22 protein-coding genes and 1 riboswitch are annotated in these 16,251 nt (G+C 43.9%); of the genes, 9 read left to right on the plus strand and 13 right to left on the minus strand.

Annotated features, from left to right (window positions below; all coding sequences use genetic code 11):
- The first annotated feature begins 284 nt into the window (after positions 1 to 284).
- Both LAQ65_RS10830 and LAQ65_RS10835 read left to right on the plus strand, forming a co-directional pair.
- Positions 285 to 653: a hypothetical protein gene (locus LAQ65_RS10830; RefSeq protein ID WP_224116983.1), complete on the plus strand. Its 369-nt coding sequence runs from the start codon at positions 285 to 287 to the stop codon at positions 651 to 653.
- Positions 631 to 930: a helix-turn-helix domain-containing protein gene (locus LAQ65_RS10835; protein WP_224116984.1), complete on the plus strand. Its 300-nt coding sequence runs from the start codon at positions 631 to 633 to the stop codon at positions 928 to 930. The genes LAQ65_RS10830 and LAQ65_RS10835 overlap by 23 nt, the downstream gene beginning before the upstream one ends.
- 115 nt (positions 931 to 1,045) lie before the next feature.
- Here LAQ65_RS10835 and LAQ65_RS10840 read toward each other — a convergent pair whose 3' ends face one another.
- The gene (locus LAQ65_RS10840) at positions 1,046 to 1,300 is read right to left on the minus strand and encodes a hypothetical protein (RefSeq protein WP_224116985.1); all 255 of its coding nucleotides are present in this window, start codon (positions 1,298 to 1,300) and stop codon (positions 1,046 to 1,048) included.
- Positions 1,301 to 1,395: 95 nt separating this feature from the next.
- On the opposite strand from LAQ65_RS10840, the gene LAQ65_RS10845 reads away from it, so the two are divergent.
- The 3 genes from LAQ65_RS10845 to LAQ65_RS10855 all read left to right on the plus strand — a co-directional run bounded on the left by LAQ65_RS10845 (position 1,396) and on the right by LAQ65_RS10855 (position 2,857).
- Positions 1,396 to 1,626, plus strand: a complete 231-nt coding sequence (locus tag LAQ65_RS10845; protein ID WP_224116986.1) for a hypothetical protein — start codon at positions 1,396 to 1,398, stop codon at positions 1,624 to 1,626.
- Positions 1,598 to 1,698: riboswitch (SAM-I-IV-variant riboswitch) on the plus strand. Its footprint overlaps the gene before it by 29 nt.
- Position 1,699: 1 nt before the next feature.
- Complete coding sequence (locus tag LAQ65_RS10850) at positions 1,700 to 2,161, plus strand: hypothetical protein (protein WP_224116987.1); 462 nt, start codon at positions 1,700 to 1,702, stop codon at positions 2,159 to 2,161.
- A gap of 120 nt (positions 2,162 to 2,281) precedes the next feature.
- Entirely contained in the window at positions 2,282 to 2,857 is a 576-nt protein-coding gene (locus LAQ65_RS10855; protein ID WP_224116988.1) for a hypothetical protein, read from the plus strand.
- A gap of 222 nt (positions 2,858 to 3,079) precedes the next feature.
- On the opposite strand, the gene LAQ65_RS10860 is transcribed toward LAQ65_RS10855, so the two are convergent.
- From LAQ65_RS10860 to LAQ65_RS10905, 10 genes are all read right to left on the minus strand, one after another.
- Complete coding sequence (locus tag LAQ65_RS10860; RefSeq protein WP_224116989.1) at positions 3,080 to 3,334, minus strand: hypothetical protein; 255 nt, start codon at positions 3,332 to 3,334, stop codon at positions 3,080 to 3,082.
- A 172-nt stretch (positions 3,335 to 3,506) separates the two neighbouring features.
- Complete coding sequence (locus LAQ65_RS21275) at positions 3,507 to 3,701, minus strand: hypothetical protein (RefSeq protein ID WP_262901447.1); 195 nt, start codon at positions 3,699 to 3,701, stop codon at positions 3,507 to 3,509.
- 9 nt (positions 3,702 to 3,710) lie between these two features.
- Complete coding sequence (locus tag LAQ65_RS10870; RefSeq protein ID WP_224116990.1) at positions 3,711 to 4,142, minus strand: hypothetical protein; 432 nt, start codon at positions 4,140 to 4,142, stop codon at positions 3,711 to 3,713.
- A 27-nt stretch (positions 4,143 to 4,169) separates the two neighbouring features.
- A complete protein-coding gene (locus tag LAQ65_RS10875) occupies positions 4,170 to 5,045 on the minus strand; it encodes a cupin domain-containing protein (RefSeq protein WP_224116991.1) in 876 nt (291 codons plus the stop codon).
- Positions 5,046 to 5,056: 11 nt separating this feature from the next.
- Positions 5,057 to 5,809 (minus strand): class I SAM-dependent methyltransferase, encoded by a 753-nt coding sequence (locus LAQ65_RS10880; RefSeq protein ID WP_224116992.1) that lies wholly within the window; start codon positions 5,807 to 5,809, stop codon positions 5,057 to 5,059.
- A complete protein-coding gene (locus tag LAQ65_RS10885) occupies positions 5,793 to 6,503 on the minus strand; it encodes an aspartate/glutamate racemase family protein (RefSeq protein WP_224116993.1) in 711 nt (236 codons plus the stop codon). The genes LAQ65_RS10880 and LAQ65_RS10885 overlap by 17 nt, the downstream gene beginning before the upstream one ends.
- 100 nt (positions 6,504 to 6,603) lie before the next feature.
- A complete protein-coding gene (locus tag LAQ65_RS10890) occupies positions 6,604 to 6,762 on the minus strand; it encodes a hypothetical protein (protein ID WP_224116994.1) in 159 nt (52 codons plus the stop codon).
- An 11-nt stretch (positions 6,763 to 6,773) separates the two neighbouring features.
- Entirely contained in the window at positions 6,774 to 7,031 is a 258-nt protein-coding gene (locus LAQ65_RS10895) for an acyl-CoA thioesterase family protein (RefSeq protein WP_224116995.1), read from the minus strand.
- Positions 7,032 to 7,131: 100 nt separating this feature from the next.
- Positions 7,132 to 7,734: a TetR/AcrR family transcriptional regulator gene (locus tag LAQ65_RS10900; protein WP_224116996.1), complete on the minus strand. Its 603-nt coding sequence runs from the start codon at positions 7,732 to 7,734 to the stop codon at positions 7,132 to 7,134.
- 226 nt (positions 7,735 to 7,960) lie between these two features.
- Positions 7,961 to 9,544, minus strand: coding sequence for a tetratricopeptide repeat protein (locus LAQ65_RS10905; protein WP_224116997.1), 1,584 nt, complete (start codon positions 9,542 to 9,544; stop codon positions 7,961 to 7,963).
- A 148-nt stretch (positions 9,545 to 9,692) separates the two neighbouring features.
- Between LAQ65_RS10905 and LAQ65_RS10910 the strand changes: the two genes are divergently transcribed.
- The 4 genes from LAQ65_RS10910 to LAQ65_RS10925 are packed head-to-tail and all read left to right on the plus strand — an operon-like array spanning position 9,693 to position 14,534.
- Positions 9,693 to 9,941, plus strand: coding sequence for a hypothetical protein (locus LAQ65_RS10910; RefSeq protein WP_224116998.1), 249 nt, complete (start codon positions 9,693 to 9,695; stop codon positions 9,939 to 9,941).
- Between the two features lie 10 nt (positions 9,942 to 9,951).
- Positions 9,952 to 11,673 (plus strand): arylsulfatase, encoded by a 1,722-nt coding sequence (locus tag LAQ65_RS10915; RefSeq protein ID WP_224116999.1) that lies wholly within the window; start codon positions 9,952 to 9,954, stop codon positions 11,671 to 11,673.
- A 9-nt stretch (positions 11,674 to 11,682) separates the two neighbouring features.
- Entirely contained in the window at positions 11,683 to 13,767 is a 2,085-nt protein-coding gene (locus tag LAQ65_RS10920; RefSeq protein WP_224117000.1) for a hypothetical protein, read from the plus strand.
- Complete coding sequence (locus LAQ65_RS10925) at positions 13,767 to 14,534, plus strand: DUF3667 domain-containing protein (protein WP_224117001.1); 768 nt, start codon at positions 13,767 to 13,769, stop codon at positions 14,532 to 14,534. Before LAQ65_RS10920 ends, LAQ65_RS10925 begins: the two co-directional genes overlap by 1 nt.
- 44 nt (positions 14,535 to 14,578) lie before the next feature.
- Here the strand turns inward: LAQ65_RS10925 and LAQ65_RS10930 are convergent, their stop codons facing one another.
- The gene (locus LAQ65_RS10930) at positions 14,579 to 15,301 is read right to left on the minus strand and encodes a copper homeostasis protein CutC (RefSeq protein ID WP_224117002.1); all 723 of its coding nucleotides are present in this window, start codon (positions 15,299 to 15,301) and stop codon (positions 14,579 to 14,581) included.
- Positions 15,302 to 15,322: 21 nt separating this feature from the next.
- The gene (locus tag LAQ65_RS10935; RefSeq protein ID WP_224117003.1) at positions 15,323 to 16,186 is read right to left on the minus strand and encodes a universal stress protein; all 864 of its coding nucleotides are present in this window, start codon (positions 16,184 to 16,186) and stop codon (positions 15,323 to 15,325) included.
- Between the last annotated feature and the right edge of the window lie 65 nt (positions 16,187 to 16,251).

Below are 16,251 nucleotides of genomic sequence, written 5' to 3' on the forward strand. Positions count from 1 at the left end.
ACCAATGAATAGGTTATTGGACCCTGCATCCCGCTGATAGGTGATCAACAGTTAAAAAAAGGGTGTATTAACTATTGCAGGGAATAATAATAAAACTGATTTTCAATGCATTAAAAAAGGCCATGGATAAATTTGCATTCTTCACCCAGACGAATTACTTTCGTCTTAACTTTTAAATTAAGTTGCTGCTAGAGATAATATCCTTACCTGATCATCAATATGATAAAGTAGCATTTTATTCTGCTCAAGTTGTTGGCAAGCCGGATTCGGAATTTGCCGACTTTATGAAACGAATGAAGAAGGACCCCAAAGACTGGAAACAGGTTGGGATATTGAACTGGTGGCTCAGCAGGATAGGAACCCTTTATGGTGCCCAGGACCACTTTTTTAAAAGAGAGGGTTATGCAGAAAGGCTTCCGCCCCCAACTTATCGTTTTGTGGAAAGTGATGGGGAGTCGGATTTTGGGCTCAGGCTATACTGCCTGGTTTTATCTGAACAGGTGGTCATCCTGCTAAATGGAGGTCGGAAAACAGCGCAACGGGTTCAGGACTGCCCTAATTGTTTTCCGCATTTCAATTTTGCCAATAAATTATCTGATGCCATTTATGAAGCAAGGCAGCAAGAAAATAGTGAGTACAGTACATGTTCCTGAGATCCGGGAATCCATCAGGCAACTGCCGGAAGAGGATAAGATATTTGTTGAAAGGTCTTTGGAAATTGCCCATTTTATTGCTGGGGTCCTTGACCGAAAGAATTTGAAACAAAAAGACCTGGCCCAACTATTGGGAAAGTCTGAAGCAGAAGTGAGCAAATTACTTAGCGGTTTGCATAACTATACACTCCGCTCCCTGGCTAAGATTGAAGCTGCATTGGGTGAGCCGATCGTATGTACCCCGGTAAAAAACAAAAAACAAAAAGAGGCAGTATAGAAGAGGGGGAATTTTTCTTAAGCATTGGGATCACATTCCCCAAAAGTTGGCCCAGATGACACTTCCTGCTGCATCGCGACATAGTTAGTCCATTGCAAATAGGTTGCATTCGTCCTTACCAACCTGTTTCTGCTCCGGGATTTGCTTTTTTCCATCTTTCTAATTCATCAGTCAATGGAGCTTGCCAGAAACCTACATGTTCTCCACAAGCAGGACAATCCATATCGCAAATAGCATGTTCTTCACTAAAGTCACCATATGATAATTCCGCACCTTTTCCTTTCCATCCGCATTTGAGACAAGTGATATCTTCTTTTCTGAAGGTGAAAAAATTCAATGACATAGATTTAAGATACAATAATCCACCCATAGCATCAATCTTAAAACTGAATCAGTGGATATTCAAAGCATTTACCAGGAAACGATAAAATATGCAACAGCAAAACACCTGGAAAAAACCAGGATGTGCCTGGTTCAGACCTGCCATATGTTGTTCATTTGAGCAATGTAACAATGGGGATCATCATAGCGGGTTTCCATACCGAAAATTTTGATACTGCTTTTGCCATCCAGGTGGCTTTACTGCACGACACTATTGAAGACACTTCTGCAACCACAGATCGAAGAGTATTGCTGGTAACATGGCGAAAGAAAAAATTGTATATTTGCAGTGCATTAAGAGTTCATCTTTTATGATGATACCAACCGAGTGGAGGCACCACGGTGGGCATATAATGCGGACAAACTCAGTCAAAATAAAACCTATAATATGTCGCATTTACACTTTCCTTTTCAAGAATCAGCCCTGATGCTGATTAACAATGAAAAACAGCACTCAAAATTGGTGGAGGTGGAAATAGCCCGGTCAAGGATCGAGATCTACCAGGGTTTGCAATACCGGCAGGAACAGGATTTCCAAAAACCCCTGGTGGCAATCTATAATGACGAACACGAGGAATACGAAACGCTTAGCCGGTATAATTTTGATGTGGAGTTTATTGCTGTTCGACTAAACTTCCTGGTGCAGCAGGTGAAAACGATATCTGCTTATTCCGGGTTAAACGAATCTTACCGGCAAAAATTCAGTTGTTTTTCTTGTGTGGTGATGGCGCCGTCAGGCTTTATCAGGAACTATGGTATTCAACCAGACCTTAGTCGAATCATGATCTTTTCCCGCGAGGAGGTGATTTTACAGCCGCGATTTATAACTGATCCTTTTAGAATGAATTGACCAATGTGTTGGCCATGATTCCACAAATATTATACAAGTAAACTATGCAGGCATACAACATGTTTGCAAATAGATTACAATTCAATCGGCGTAAATTGTAGCTACCGCTAAACGCTCCCTTTGACTATTTACCTCGGCCGAACCAGTGACAATACTACAGTAACCAGGCCCTGTGCCGGACTGCCTGTCTTATTTGTTGTATACAATAATGAAAGCCAGTGGCATAAATACCTGGAGGAGTTTACCCAGCATTATGCTTCAGCGCTATTACCCCAGGACCGAGTGCTTCGGGTGATTTCCCGCTATCGGTTGGAAAATATCCAGGGCACCAATTTTACCCATTGGCTGGAATTGGAACAATACCTTACAGATCTATTCACCAGGAAAGCCAGCCGCCCGGCTTCACATTTCCTGATCATCATCGATGAGCTGTTCCAGTTGAAAATAACCCAGCATAAAAAGTCTGCCCGGTTATTTTCTAAACTGCTCATGCAGGGTGCGGATTACGGCATCTTTTTAATCATTGGCACTTCCGGCATGTACAAGGGTCTGTTAAGTCAGTTACAGGGATGGCTGGATAACAAGCCTGCCCGTAACGGTGGCACCATGCTCAGTTTTGCAGAACTGATCATCAATGATGATGATTTGTATTTCTTCAGGGAGGCAGGTGATATCAATTTTGTTCGTTTTTTTTAAAGCAGACAATATAAGGAAGGCCGTTGATTTAGCTAAACTTTTACAGGTAAGTGAAGGATTGGTTTCCGATATGCTCAACTACAAAAAAGGCCTGTCTAAGGACACTATTCGGATCCTCTCAGAAAGGTTTAAGCTTAACCAGGAGGCTTTTAACAGGCCTTATGCATTGAAGCTTCCTGGAAAGGCATCGTTGTTGATGGATAATGCCGTTCCCCCGGTTGGTTAATTCTTTTTCCTGTCCTCCGGATCCCATGGGATTAATTGCACTAATTTTTGCAGCGCGCCGGTATCAAATTTATTCCCGCAACTACCACATAAAGCAATTATTATTTCTGCATCTATAACCTGCACTTCATCCTCGTTCCCGGCAATATTGTGCTCAATTTGCTCAATATTCCTCGAGATACAGACATAAGCGCTTCCTTTCGGAATAGGCTTACCGCAACGGTCACACGCTGATACAATTTCATCGTTCATAATCCAAATGATTTTATTAAATCACGGGTACATGTTTCCAAGAATACTTCCAGCTTATTCACCGATACCGATTCCCGCAGCCACCCGGACAAGGCTGGCCATTACTGCAATCAATAAGAGTTTGTTCATGTGAAGTAGTTTAGTCCCCAAATATGAACAGGGCCATTGTAACCTATTTGCAATGGTCTCTGATACCGCCACCAGCTAACCCGCGTATGACCAAAACAGATATGTTGCTGCCCAATGGCCGCAACTGCAATTCCTGCGCATCCACAAAAGCTACATTGTCCCGATCAGTAATGTTAACTCCATCGGAAAAGCCGATAGCCCCGGCACCTGTTATGTATAAATTTTCGAAATTCTTCATTTGCAGTGATTAGGTCAGTATTGCATCGAAGTAACTTTCTCCTGGTATTTTGTTGCCGTGCAGCCCGTTCAGCATGGCTATTTGACCTATATGTGTGGCTATATCCAAAACAGGACCCTGAAGCAATTTTTTCCACAATTCAAAATCCATTACTGAAGTGTTTATGATATATATCAATTCTTCCAGCCCTGACAGCAACCTTTCTTTTTCTCTGGAAAAATCTAACAATTGAGGTGCAGGGCAATTGAAATGACCTTCTTTAATCCTGCATGCTGTTTTGTTTACCAAATCATATATGTGATTGGTAATTTCATTAGGTGTCCTGGTGTGGGGACCAACTTTATATTCCCCAAAATGTTCCTTTGAACAATTGGTAGCTTTGATAAACCGGTACTGTATTGCTTTGACAGCATGTATGAGCATTTGTGTTTCATTATCCATTTCCAAACAGTTTTTTTGTATATGCGATTATAGGGTATCGTGATATAAGGGAAAGTTATCGGGACGACCGCCGGCCTTGTTAGAAGTAATGTTTAAGCCCATTATCAAAAATTCTACCTCCCCGTTTGCCCTGGGGCAATGCTCCACTCCCTTGGGAACAATGAACATATCATCTTTATTCAGTTCGATGTCTTTATTTCTTAATTGAATGGTCAGATGCCCTTTGTACAGGATAAATAGTTCATCCTGGTCGTCGTGTTTGTGCCAGTTTAATTCACCTAATCCTTTAGCCAGTTTAATTAACTGGCCATTTGCCTGGCCAATGATTTTTTGGTTCCAGTAGGTATCGATTTGTGAGAATCCGTTTTGTATGTTGACTTTTTGCAGGTCATGAACTTCAAATTCTAATAAAGCTACATTCAGGTTGCGGTGCTGCAGTGGCAAATCGGGCGTGCCTGGAGTGGTATAGTTTTCAATGAAGTGGAAACCATAACTTTTATAGTACCCGATAATCTTTTCATTGTCGGCCCAGGTGTCCATCCTGATATAGGATACCTGCTTTTCCCTGGCATGGCTTATCGCCCATTCTAAAACTGTCTTAAATGCCTTTTCATTCTTATACACCCTGTTCAGGACTATACGATGCAGGTAAATGGCGTCACCATTTTCTTTCTCCCGCCAGATTAGCGGATCGCTGTAACAAATACTGAAAATGCATGCGATCGTATTGTCCTGCACCATCTTAAACAAAAGACCGTTCTGAACATCTTCCTGTATATATTCTTTGTCGTAACTGTCCCAGCCGATATACTGGTTCCTTTTCTGGAAAAGGATGGCTTCTTCAAATAGCTGGTAGATGACCGGCAAATCATGTACAACAGCATTGGTAATGTCAATTGGCATATCGGTTTTATTTATTGTTTTATAGCTACTATCCTTAGCCGCACATAGTCCGCATACCAGCTTCCATTCCTGAAATTGGTTGGTCGTATTTGTTCTTCGACCGTGTTCAGGACAGCGTCAATTGCGGCGGCAGGCAGGGTTTGCAGGTAAGGCTGGCCAAACATGTGTAGCCAGTTCCTGATACCAGTAGCCCCTTTTAATAGCGTTGACCTGTCAAAATGAGTGGCAAATACAACCCTGAAGCCCTGCTTTTCAAGTAAGGAACTGTATTCGGACAGGGCTGGGAAATACCAGACTTTTTTAGCAGCCAGCGCAGCATATCCATTTCCAACCAATGCTGATTGTAAGGCCCTGATAATATGGGCAACGTTTCCTTTACCTCCAAATTCTGCAACAAAACGCCCGCCTGGTTTAAGGGAATGATAAATGCATTGTATTGCTTTTTCGTATTCCAAAACCCAATGCAGCGTTGCATTGGAAAAAACGGCGTCAAATGCTGTTGCATAACCGAGGTCATCGGCAGATCCGATTTCAAAGCGGATGGCAGGGTATTTATTTTTAGCAGAGGCAATCATCTCAGGTGAATTGTCTACCCCAATTACGGTCGCCCCTTTGTTGCTGATAATTGCCGCCAGGTCACCGGTTCCGCAACCCAGATCCAGGATGTATTCATCTTTTTGTGGCGCTAATAGCGCAATGACATCTTCTCCGTATTTTGAGACGAAATCATGTTCTTGATCGTATAGGTTAGTGTTCCATTTCATAGATAGATAATGCAAAATTTACGGCTGCCTGTGCATGGATGGCTGTGGTATTAAAAACCGGGACAGGAATATCTTCCTGCTGTATCAATAAGGGGATTTCTGTACATCCTAATACTATTGCCTCTGCTCCCCGGGCTATCAATTGATCTGCTATGCTGATGTAGGCCGCTTTTGTTTCGTTTACTAATATCCCCTTGCCCAGCTCATGAAGTAATGTTTCTTCTATAAAGTCCCGGTCTGCCTGGTTTTCCGGGATTATCGCTTCAATATGATAGTCCGATAATTTCTTTTTATAGAAATCCATTTCCATGGTGTACCTGGTTCCCAATAAACCAACTTTGGACATTCCTTTGGCCTTAATGGCATGGGCAGTGGCCACCCTGATATCGATCAGTGGAAGTTCTGTGTGCTCCCTGACCCTGTCCGCTACAATATGTGCTGTATTGGCGCCCAGCAGAAGGACTTCAGCGCCTGCTTTTTTCAGCTGCGAAGCGGCATTTGCCAAAAGTTCAAAAGTGCCATCCCAGTTATATGCTGCATTACACCTTTGGAACTCGTGGAAATTGACAGAATAAATGATGCATTCAGCAAACTGTAATCCCTCCATATGTTTGTTAACTTCTTCATTGATAAACCGGTAATAGTCTATGGTGGAACTCCAGCTGATACCCCCTACAAGTCCGATTATTTTCATCTTGCATTATTTAAGAATACGGAGATAGGTGGTAAATGAGCCCACTTCATCCTTATACTGCTTCGCCATAACCCTGGATATTTGTGACAGGTGGTTAAGATCATGCACTACCCAGGTGGCCCACAACATCAAACGGACTCCAGGTTCCGGTTCCTTCATGGCTAAATAACCATTCATCAGAAATACCATGCAATAAACTATGGAGCACCTTCGGTGTTCTTTCGAGTATTTGCAAAGCGTTCAGGTAATCAAATTTCATGTCTGGTATTTTTAAGTGGTATACTTGATACTTCTTATTCTTTCTTCAAAACTGATTTTTATTGGTAGTGGATTGACCACCTGCTTGAAGAACTGGGTTAATTCTTCCGAATGTGCAATGCTCCTTTGTGTGGTTAGGTTGTAATGAACCAGTTTTCCCCACATGATAGCCTTCAGCGTTGTTTTATCCTTATTCCACATCAGGGCTTCAAAAAGCAGCCTCTTCTCTGTGAGCTCAATTAATTGAGTTTCGATGATTACCACTTCCATCAGGAAACCGGATCTTCATTTTACTTTCCAGTACTTTTTTGAGTGTTGTCATAATGGGCTGTTTAATATATACCGAACGGTATATTATTGGGTAAAAAAATTAGCTTTCGATATCACGAATCAATTTTTCCAGGAAATCCATGGCCACTTTTAATTCCGTTGACCTGCCCGTTACTTTGGCCTGCATGATGGCGCCTTCAATGAGCGACATGATGATGATCGCAATTTCAGCAGGGTTTGTTTTTGGCTTGATTTCTTTCCTTTCTATTCCTCTCTTAACCTGGTTCTCTATTGATTTTTTCCAGAAAGCCAATGCATCGGCGGCTTTTTGGCGCAATAATGGATGCGTATCATCTGCTTCTGTCGAGGTATTCAGGATAGGGCATCCGGGCTGCAGGAAAGGAATTTTTAAGAAATCCCGGTATACCTTTGGATAGGCTAATAGTCTTTCTATCGCGTTTTCCTTTTCCTGTATTTTGCTTTTCATGTAAAGGGTAACCCTGCCAAAATTGTAGTCGAAGGCCGCCAAAGCAACCGCGTCTTTATTTTCAAAATTTCCATAGATACTTCCTTTCGTTAACCCTGTTACTTCCGTAAGGTCGTTTAGTGAGGTACCGGCAAAGCCCTTTGCATTAAAAACAGGCGCTGTTTTCTCAATAATAAATTGCCTGGTCCTTTCCGATTTTGATATTGTTTCTTGCATATTGAGCTTCGAATATACAAATAAAATACCAATCGGTATGATATTATAACAACAAATATTGTGTCATGCCTGTTTTATCTTTTTATCTTATTTATTTTGATCCTGCCTGTGCCTTCCTTTTTTCCTTTTTAATGTTTAATTGGTTAATTATTTCTTCAGAAATCCTGCGCAATATTAGCCTCGCTGATTGTAGTAAATAAGTGTTTTACCGTAAACCACCGGTAAATCATTGCACCCCTGCTTTCAATAAAGCTTTATGTAAGTTTTGTAGGAATTGTTCATCATTGATAAAGGCGCCGGTATATTCCCGGAGTTTGTCTTTCAGGAAGGGAAACTGCTGCATTAACTGCTCACCACATTTTTGGGCCTCCGCCATTTGGTCCAGTTCCGCAAGCGATGCTGTTTTTAAGAGCAGCTCCCAGGGCACACCTGGCATGTTCATTTTCTCGGCCCAATAGATGGAATCTGCATAATTCTTTTTCTCAAAATGATAGAACCCAAGCCCACCATTGAACCACCATTGGTAATAGGGATTTAAATGTATCGATTCATCCAGTAACTTAAATCCCCGGTCATACTCCCCGCAACAGATCAGGCAAAAGCCTATTGCGCCCATGATACCCGCGGCTCCGGGCTTAATGGTCATCCACGCTTCAATGGCTTTCTTTGCTTCGGTTTTATTATGGAGAAACAGGTTGGCCAGGGCAATGGTCTGGTAGCCATGCTGGCAAAACGGGTCTGTCTTGATGGACTTTTTACCATACACTACGGCCAGTTCCAGCTGCTGTTGGGTGAGCTTACTCTGGAACCCTAAAAAGTATCCACCTACAAATAATTCCCCCAGCACAGCCCAGCCCAGCGCATATTCAGGGTCTGCTTCCACCGCTTGTTGCATGGCATTTTCTGCTTTGTGGAATATCTCTTCCGAAAGGTTATTTACAAAATGGTAATACCAGAAAATCGCTTCGTAAACACTGATATCATGAATGCTTTTCGCCGGCGGGATTTTTGATACATTCCTTAATATAGCGCCATAATGCCCCGCTGCCTGGCTTACAACCTGCCAGACGATCTCATCCTGTACTTCCAGTAAATTCAACACGTTACTGTCCCTTTCATAAAAATTGGCCCATACCTGCTCCCTTGTCCCGGCCAGGATCAACTGAACGGTTAAGCGTATGTGCGTATCGTCTCTCTGTACACTGCCTGTTAACAGGTATTGGGCATCCAGCATGGCGCCCGCTTCTTTAACATCAGTGATCTTGTCAGCAATACTCCTGCAGGAATAATACGCTACTACCGCCAGTTCCGGGTAGCGCGTCAACTCGGTGCTTAAGCGGTCTCCCAATCCATCTGCAAAATTTCCCGTGGAGGCATCTGCACCAATATTTTTAAAGGGCAGCACGGCAATGGATGTCTTCCTTCCGACTATGATCTCCTGCTTCACAGCAGCCTGGTTCCTGGTAATCTCTCCTGCAGGAATAGCCGAGAATGCAGGAACATAGGAACCCCTGGGCATGGAGATGATCAGGGTGTCTGATTGCCCGGCATTGTTATAATATTCCCGGAGACTGCGCCTTAACCTTCCCGCATGTATGCGTACAATCGGGTCTAACTGCGGGTTGAAGTCCGGCCTTTTCGACAATACTTTTAATGCAATGGTATATTCCTTTAATGCTGCCTCATTTCCGGCAAGAGTTTCCTCGACAATGAATTTTAAGAACCGCGAAAGTATCGTTGAACTCTGGAATGTTTCCGAAGAAAGGATTTGCGAGAGCTGCTCATTCACCATAGCAGGGTTAATTGCCATTTTGTCCACGTTTAACAGTTTGTTTTACACCCGTTTTACGGTATTTAACTTGTCTGCGGTTAACCTTCTGGGTATTATTGTGCTCACTTTTTGAATGGCTGTGGCAAGATAAATATTTTTTCAGGCAGTACACCTAATATAGGTATTTATGGAAAAAGAGCTTGATAACATCCTGGAACGGTTTCCGCAATACAGGGAAAAAATTATCCTCTTATACAACAACAATGAGGATTTCAAATCATTATCGGATGATTACCTTCAATGTAAAAACACGCTCTCAAAATTAAGGCAACACCTGATAGTGGCTGATACCCGCATGGAAAACGAGTACAAAGCGCTCTGCCTCGACCTTGAACAGGAAATATTACAGTACCTAAACCTCATCTGGAAAATTTAAGTCAATGGATATGAGACATATATATTTTGGTTTCTTCGCCTGTTTTTTGTTAACTGTTTCTTCCTGTAAGAACACTGCAACAAAACAGGAGAATGCCGCAACAACCAGTGGGAAAGACTCCTCCCGGCCTAATATTTTAATTATCGTGGCCGACGACCTGGGGTATAGTGATATCGCCCCATTTGGTGGTAATATCGAAACGCCTGTTATCAGCCGGCTGGCCAAGGAGGGAATGCATTTCTCTGGTTTCCATGTCCTGCCTACCTGCTCCCCAACGCGCTCGGCTTTATTAACCGGGAACGATAATCATGTTGCTGGCCTTGGCATCATGAGCGAGATGGATTATCCTGCCTTACACCAGTTAAATCTTCCCGGCTACAGGGCCCATCTGAGTGATGAGGTGGTTACGATTCCCGAATTGTTGCATAACAACGGCTACCATACCTATATGACGGGAAAATGGCACCTGGGGGAAGGGCCTGGCCAGGATCCGCACGATCGTGGTTTTGAAGAATCTTTTATCCTGGGTACGGGCGGCGGTAGCCATTGGAACGACCGCAAAGCACTTGCGCCGCCGCAACACATGGAATATACCCGGAACGGCACCGTGGTGGAACCGCCGCTGGATTTCTATTCTTCGAAGAATTATACCGATTCCATGATTCATTTTATTGACCAGAACAAATCGGATAAAAAACCATTTTTTGCCTACCTCTCCTATACGGCTGTCCATGATCCTTTGCATGCCCCCGATGAATATATTGCGAAATACAAGGGCAAATTCGACATCGGCTGGGACTCGCTCTGGACCCTGCGTTTGCATAATTTACAATCCCTGGGAATCGTCCCCGAAAATTTAAACCGCTTCTCCAAAAACCCTAAGATCCCGCAATGGAAATCGCTCAGCAAGGAACAACAGAAAGCATTCGCCCGCGATATGGAAGTGTATGCGGCCATGCTGGAATACCTCGACATGAGTATGGGTCGCGTGATTGACTACCTGAAAAAAGAGGGCTTATATGAGAATACCATGGTTGTATTTATGTCTGACAATGGGGCAAACGGTGCAACCGCCGATACTTACCCGGGCAATGCCGATGGAAAATACCTTAGCCAGTTCAACAACAAGTATGAGAATCGGGGGAAAAGGAATTCTTATGTAGAAATGGGTCCCGGCTGGGCACAGGCATCTTCGGCTCCATTCCGGCTATTTAAAACTTTTGCAACTGAAGGTGGTATCAAAGCGCCCCTCATCATAAAAATGCCGGGAAAAATGAACCATGCCGGCGAATGGAATAAAAGCTTTGTCCATGTTACCGATCTGATGCCCACCATCCTCGAACTTTCAAATACACCATACCCGAATGACCCTGGTAAAAAAATCCACCCGCTGGTCGGGAAATCATTGGTCCCTGTTTTAAAAGGTGATTCAGTATCGGTGCACACAAGCGAAGGCATGGGCTGGGAGCTCTTTGAAATGAAAGCCTATATCAAAGGCAGGTGGAAAATATTAAGGCTGCCCCGGCCATTTGGTTCCGGCGAATGGCAGCTGTATGACCTGGATACAGACCCGGCGGAAACAACGGATCTCTCGCAACAGCATCCCGACATTAAAGCTGATTTAATAAAAGCATGGAATGTTTACGCTACGCAAAATAAAGTATACGATCACCATGGCCACTACGACTCTGTGTATAAAGCATCCTATATGCCGGGCAAAGAGAATGACTAGATAAACTATATGAACAAAAAGCAAACCACACCAATTGCAATGAAAATATTTTACAGTTTAGTCCTTACCCTGCTATCCGGCATTTGTATGGCCCAGGAACAATGGCCCCGGGTTTTAAAGGGTAACGGTGATGGACAAATTACAATCTACCAGCCTCAGTTCGAAAAACTGGACGGTAATATCGCTACCGGCAGGACGGCTGTTTCCATCAAACAAAAACCTACTGACGATCCTGTGTTTGGTGCACTCTGGTTTACAGCAGAAATGGAAACCAATCGCGATAACAGGATGGCCCTGCTTAAAAAAGTAAAGATCAACGATATTAAAATATCAGGACTTGAAGGGGAAAAAATTACCGCAATGAAATCCTACCTGGAGAAAGAAGCGCCGGGCTGGAATTTGAAAACCTCTATTGACGACATCGCAGCGGCTGCTGAAGAAGAACAAAAATTACTGGCTGCCGATCTTAAAAATGATCCGCCCAGTATTATATATGCTACGCAACCGTCAACGCTTGTGCTGATCGATGGTGAGCCTAAGCTGCAGATGGATGACAAGCTGAAGATGAAAAAAGTGTTGAATACCGCCTTTTTAATTGTACAATATCCGAAGGACAATTTATTTTATCTCTATGGCGGCAAATTCTGGTATTCAACTACCGCAATAACAGGAACCTGGAAGCAGGTAACCAAATTGCCCGCCGAATTGCAGCAACTGGATAAACAGGTAAAGGAACAGGAAAAAAAGCAAAATCCATCTGCAGGCACCTCATCTCCGGAAACCGCACCCATGATCGTGGTGGCAACAACACCAACCGAGTTGATCCAGACAAACGGGGAAGCGAATTTTGCTGTCATCACGGGTGTCAATCTTCTTTATGCATCCAATACAGATGACAACATCTTCATGGATATCAATTCCCGTAATTACTTTATCCTGGTATCAGGTCGCTGGTATTCAAGCCCGAGATTAACAGGGCCCTGGACCTATGTTGCGAGCGACAAGTTGCCCCGTGATTTCGCCCAGATTCCCAAAGGCTCAGAAAAAGATATCGTCCTGGCCAGTGTGGCTGGAACCGATGAAGCCCACGATGCCGTGATGGATGCGCAGATACCCCAAACGGCAAAAGTGGACCGGAAGACGGCCAAATGCACTGTAAAATATGATGGCGAACCCAAATTTGAACAGATTGAAGGCACCAGTCTTTATCTCGCTAAAAACACCGCCAGCACGGTTATAAAATCGGGCAGCGATTATTATTGCGTTGAAAACGGTGTCTGGTTTAAAGCTTCAAAGCCCACGGGTCCCTGGGCCGTTTCTGATGAGCGCCCCAAAGATGTGGACAATATTCCGGCCAGCAGCCAGGCTTATAATACCAAATATGTGTACATCTACGAAAGCACGCCGCAATATGTGTATGTAGGCTATACACCGGCCTATATGGGCTGTTATGTGTACGGGCCTGTAGTGGTATATGGAACCGGCTATTATTACAATCCATGGTATGGGCCTTATTATTATCCGCGTCCGGTAACTTATGGATTTAGCATGCATTACAATCCCTTTACCGGGTGGAGCATGGGTTTCCATTACAGCACCGGGTATTTCAGTTTCCATTTCTATACCGGCGGACATTATGGTTACTGGGGCCCGCCCGTTTACCATCCACCTTATCACCCGCACTACCATGGCGGGATGTATGGTGGACGCGGCCCGGTGTATATTGGCGGCGATGTAAATATCAATGTTAATAACTCTAATAATATCTACAATAAGCGCAATGGCGTTACGACCAATGATATCAAAAGAAACGGAAACGCGCCTGGTAATAAACCGGTAAATAAGGATCTCAGTCAACCTAACAAGCCTCAACAGAATAATCTGGTTTCCGATAAGAATGGCAACGTTTACCAGCGCGATGAAAAAGGTGGCTGGCAGCAACGAAATAATAACAGCTGGTCACCAGTAGATAATAGTCAAAAAGCAAACCTTGATAAACAAATGCAAAGCCGGGAGCGAAGCAGCAACCAGAATAACAATTTCAACAAAACGAACCGGGGCGGAAATATGGGTGGCGGCAGCCGGAAAAAATAATGTTAACTGCTGATAACAAAACAAACAACCTGGAAGGTGATATGATGATATGTAAAAACTGTGGGCATAGTTTCCAGTTGAACTATTGTAATGCTTGTGGCCAAAGCGCAGGCACGCATCGCATCACATGGAGACTTTTGCTGGAACACCTGCCGCATGCAATATTTCATGTTGACCACGGACTGTTTTTCTCGCTCCTGGAATTAATAAAAAGACCGGGGCATAGCATCCGGGAGTACCTGGAGGGAAAGCGTAAGGGGCATGTAAATCCATTTACCATGCTGGTATTGACCGGGGGCCTTTGTTCTTATTTGTATGTTCATTTTAATTTTCGCACGGTACTGGCTTCCGTTAACCTGCATGAGTTGGAGGAGCAGAGCGCCATGGTCGCGCATAAATATTTTGCATTGAGGACTATATTCTTCTGCATGTTGTGCAGCATCGGCGATTACCTGGTTTTCCGGGAAAAAAAATACAACCTGCCGGAAATGGTAATTGCCAACGTCTATATGTTTTGTGGCGTTTCCATGATTCAGTTGATGTTTATCCCGCTATTGCTAATTGCCAGGAATCTTAACCTGTATGCCTATGCGGTATTTTTTATCATTCCACCGGTGCTCGCTTACCTGGTTTATACCAGGTTTCAATTCCTGCAGGCATTTCAAAACAAAAAACTGCAGGTAAAAATAATTCTGGCCGTGGTCCTCTATGCAGTCATCGTTGTATTGATTGGGCAACAAATAGTGCGGCCTTTTTTGGGAAACTGATATACATGGTGCAACCCCCTTAAATCCAGCCGGAACGGACTGTCTTATAAACAGGCTATAATCGCTTTCAATTCATCCTCATCCGGCAAATACACATTGCCGAAATCAAGCACATTTGGATTGGCAAAACTCATGGGATTCTTCGTTGCTTTCCGCACCGAACCATGATACTCCTTCGCACCCGATTCTGCTATTAACTGCTTAATATTTGCAGCCGTAATTCCAGCCCCCGGCATGATAATGATCCGGTCGCCTGCGGCCTGAACCAGCTTCCCCAGCAAAGCACCGGCTTCCGGCGCGCCGCTTTTTTGCCCTGATGTCAATACCCGCTCACAGCCCGCTTCAATGAGGTCTTCCAAAGCCTTGAATGGATCAGGTGTTGCATCAAATGCACGGTTACAGGTCACCCCCATGGGATATGCCCATTCAACAAATTGCTTCAGCTTATCTACATCTATTTCCCCATTGATTTTCTGCACACCTATCGAGATGCCATCGCATCCTAAATCTTTGCAAACGGATATATCCGTTTTGAGAATGGCCAGTTCATCTTCATCATAATAATAGTTCCCGCACCTTGGCCGCAGGATGGGATATAATTTGATGGATATTTTTTCCCTGGTTCTTTTGATATGTCCATAGCTTGGGGTGGTTCCGCCTTCTACAGGGTTATCACATAATTCCACCCGGTAAGCTCCGGCTCTTTCTGCTATGATGCAGGATTGTATATTAAAAGCGCAAACTTCGAAACGTGCTTTGGCAGCCATGATTTGTTTTACAGTCTTTGGTTATTGTCTCCATTCTTCCTGCTGTGAAGGTAAGGCCAGCAAGGGGATTTTTGTATGATAACTCATCTGCCTTGTCATGCTTGGATGGAAGAACCTGTCCCAAAGTGTTTTGTGGTAGTTTACCATCACCAGCAGGTCAATTCTGTTTTCATCAATATACCGCTGCAGTGTTTCGCTGAATTCAAGCCCGAATAGTTGTACAGTGCTGACGCTGCTTTCCGGGTGAAGTTTCTTCAGCGCCTTTTCATAGTTAGGCGTTGTATGGGCATGGTCCAGGAAGGTATAGGGACTGTCATCATCTTCATCAGTAAATATGGCTACCTGTACCTTTGCCCCAAATATTCCCGCCAACTCAAAAATGGGATCAAGTATGGCCTCGTCATGTTCAAAATGATTGGTGGCAAATAGTATATTGGCTGGCTTTTGCCATTGGTATTCCTGCGGTATCACTAATATGGGCGTTTCTGCCTTTCCTATTTCGGCGCCGGTTTTGGTACTCCAGAACCTGTTCCGGCTCTCCCCGGCACCCACTGTTCCCATAATGATGAGGTCAAATTTATTTTCTTCAGTTGCCTGCAGGATGGCCTTGCCCAGGGCTTCCGTAATCACTTTTATTTTTACCGGCTGTCCAAGTTCTTTTTCTATAGCCGCTCCCTGGTCATACAACCGCTTACTTATTTCATCCAGCTGCATCTGGTTGAATTCTTTATTAATGCCCATATAGTCGGTATAGACACTGCCCATAAGCTCAAAGGAATGCAGCAGGGTGATTTCCAGGGGAATCGCTTTGGCCGACTGAACGGCAAAAGCAACCGCATTGTTGGCGCAGGCCGAAAAGTCGGTCGGGACTAATACCTTTCTCATAATGTTTGCCGGGCTATTTTCCGGATATGGCAAATTTGCGTGTTGGAAAGCAAAAGAATAATGAT

Source organism: Flavihumibacter profundi (assembly GCF_020076305.1).
In the GTDB taxonomy this organism is placed as follows: domain Bacteria; phylum Bacteroidota; class Bacteroidia; order Chitinophagales; family Chitinophagaceae; genus Flavihumibacter; species Flavihumibacter profundi.

Coding starts and splice junctions, on each gene's coding strand:
- LAQ65_RS10920 (WP_224117000.1), top strand. CDS start 11,683: ATGAACAAAAAGCAAACCACACCAATTGCAATGAAAATATTTTACAGT.
- LAQ65_RS10830 (WP_224116983.1), top strand. CDS start 285: ATGAAACGAATGAAGAAGGACCCCAAAGACTGGAAACAGGTTGGGATA.
- LAQ65_RS21275 (WP_262901447.1), bottom strand. CDS start 3,701: ATGAAGAATTTCGAAAATTTATACATAACAGGTGCCGGGGCTATCGGC.
- LAQ65_RS10925 (WP_224117001.1), top strand. CDS start 13,767: ATGTTAACTGCTGATAACAAAACAAACAACCTGGAAGGTGATATGATG.
- LAQ65_RS10910 (WP_224116998.1), top strand. CDS start 9,693: ATGGAAAAAGAGCTTGATAACATCCTGGAACGGTTTCCGCAATACAGG.
- LAQ65_RS10885 (WP_224116993.1), bottom strand. CDS start 6,503: ATGAAAATAATCGGACTTGTAGGGGGTATCAGCTGGAGTTCCACCATA.
- LAQ65_RS10890 (WP_224116994.1), bottom strand. CDS start 6,762: ATGAAATTTGATTACCTGAACGCTTTGCAAATACTCGAAAGAACACCG.
- LAQ65_RS10895 (WP_224116995.1), bottom strand. CDS start 7,031: ATGGAAGTGGTAATCATCGAAACTCAATTAATTGAGCTCACAGAGAAG.
- LAQ65_RS10880 (WP_224116992.1), bottom strand. CDS start 5,809: ATGAAATGGAACACTAACCTATACGATCAAGAACATGATTTCGTCTCA.
- LAQ65_RS10860 (WP_224116989.1), bottom strand. CDS start 3,334: ATGAACGATGAAATTGTATCAGCGTGTGACCGTTGCGGTAAGCCTATT.
- LAQ65_RS10850 (WP_224116987.1), top strand. CDS start 1,700: ATGTCGCATTTACACTTTCCTTTTCAAGAATCAGCCCTGATGCTGATT.
- LAQ65_RS10935 (WP_224117003.1), bottom strand. CDS start 16,186: ATGAGAAAGGTATTAGTCCCGACCGACTTTTCGGCCTGCGCCAACAAT.
- LAQ65_RS10870 (WP_224116990.1), bottom strand. CDS start 4,142: ATGGATAATGAAACACAAATGCTCATACATGCTGTCAAAGCAATACAG.
- LAQ65_RS10840 (WP_224116985.1), bottom strand. CDS start 1,300: ATGGGTGGATTATTGTATCTTAAATCTATGTCATTGAATTTTTTCACC.
- LAQ65_RS10900 (WP_224116996.1), bottom strand. CDS start 7,734: ATGCAAGAAACAATATCAAAATCGGAAAGGACCAGGCAATTTATTATT.
- LAQ65_RS10930 (WP_224117002.1), bottom strand. CDS start 15,301: ATGGCTGCCAAAGCACGTTTCGAAGTTTGCGCTTTTAATATACAATCC.
- LAQ65_RS10915 (WP_224116999.1), top strand. CDS start 9,952: ATGAGACATATATATTTTGGTTTCTTCGCCTGTTTTTTGTTAACTGTT.
- LAQ65_RS10875 (WP_224116991.1), bottom strand. CDS start 5,045: ATGCCAATTGACATTACCAATGCTGTTGTACATGATTTGCCGGTCATC.
- LAQ65_RS10905 (WP_224116997.1), bottom strand. CDS start 9,544: ATGGCAATTAACCCTGCTATGGTGAATGAGCAGCTCTCGCAAATCCTT.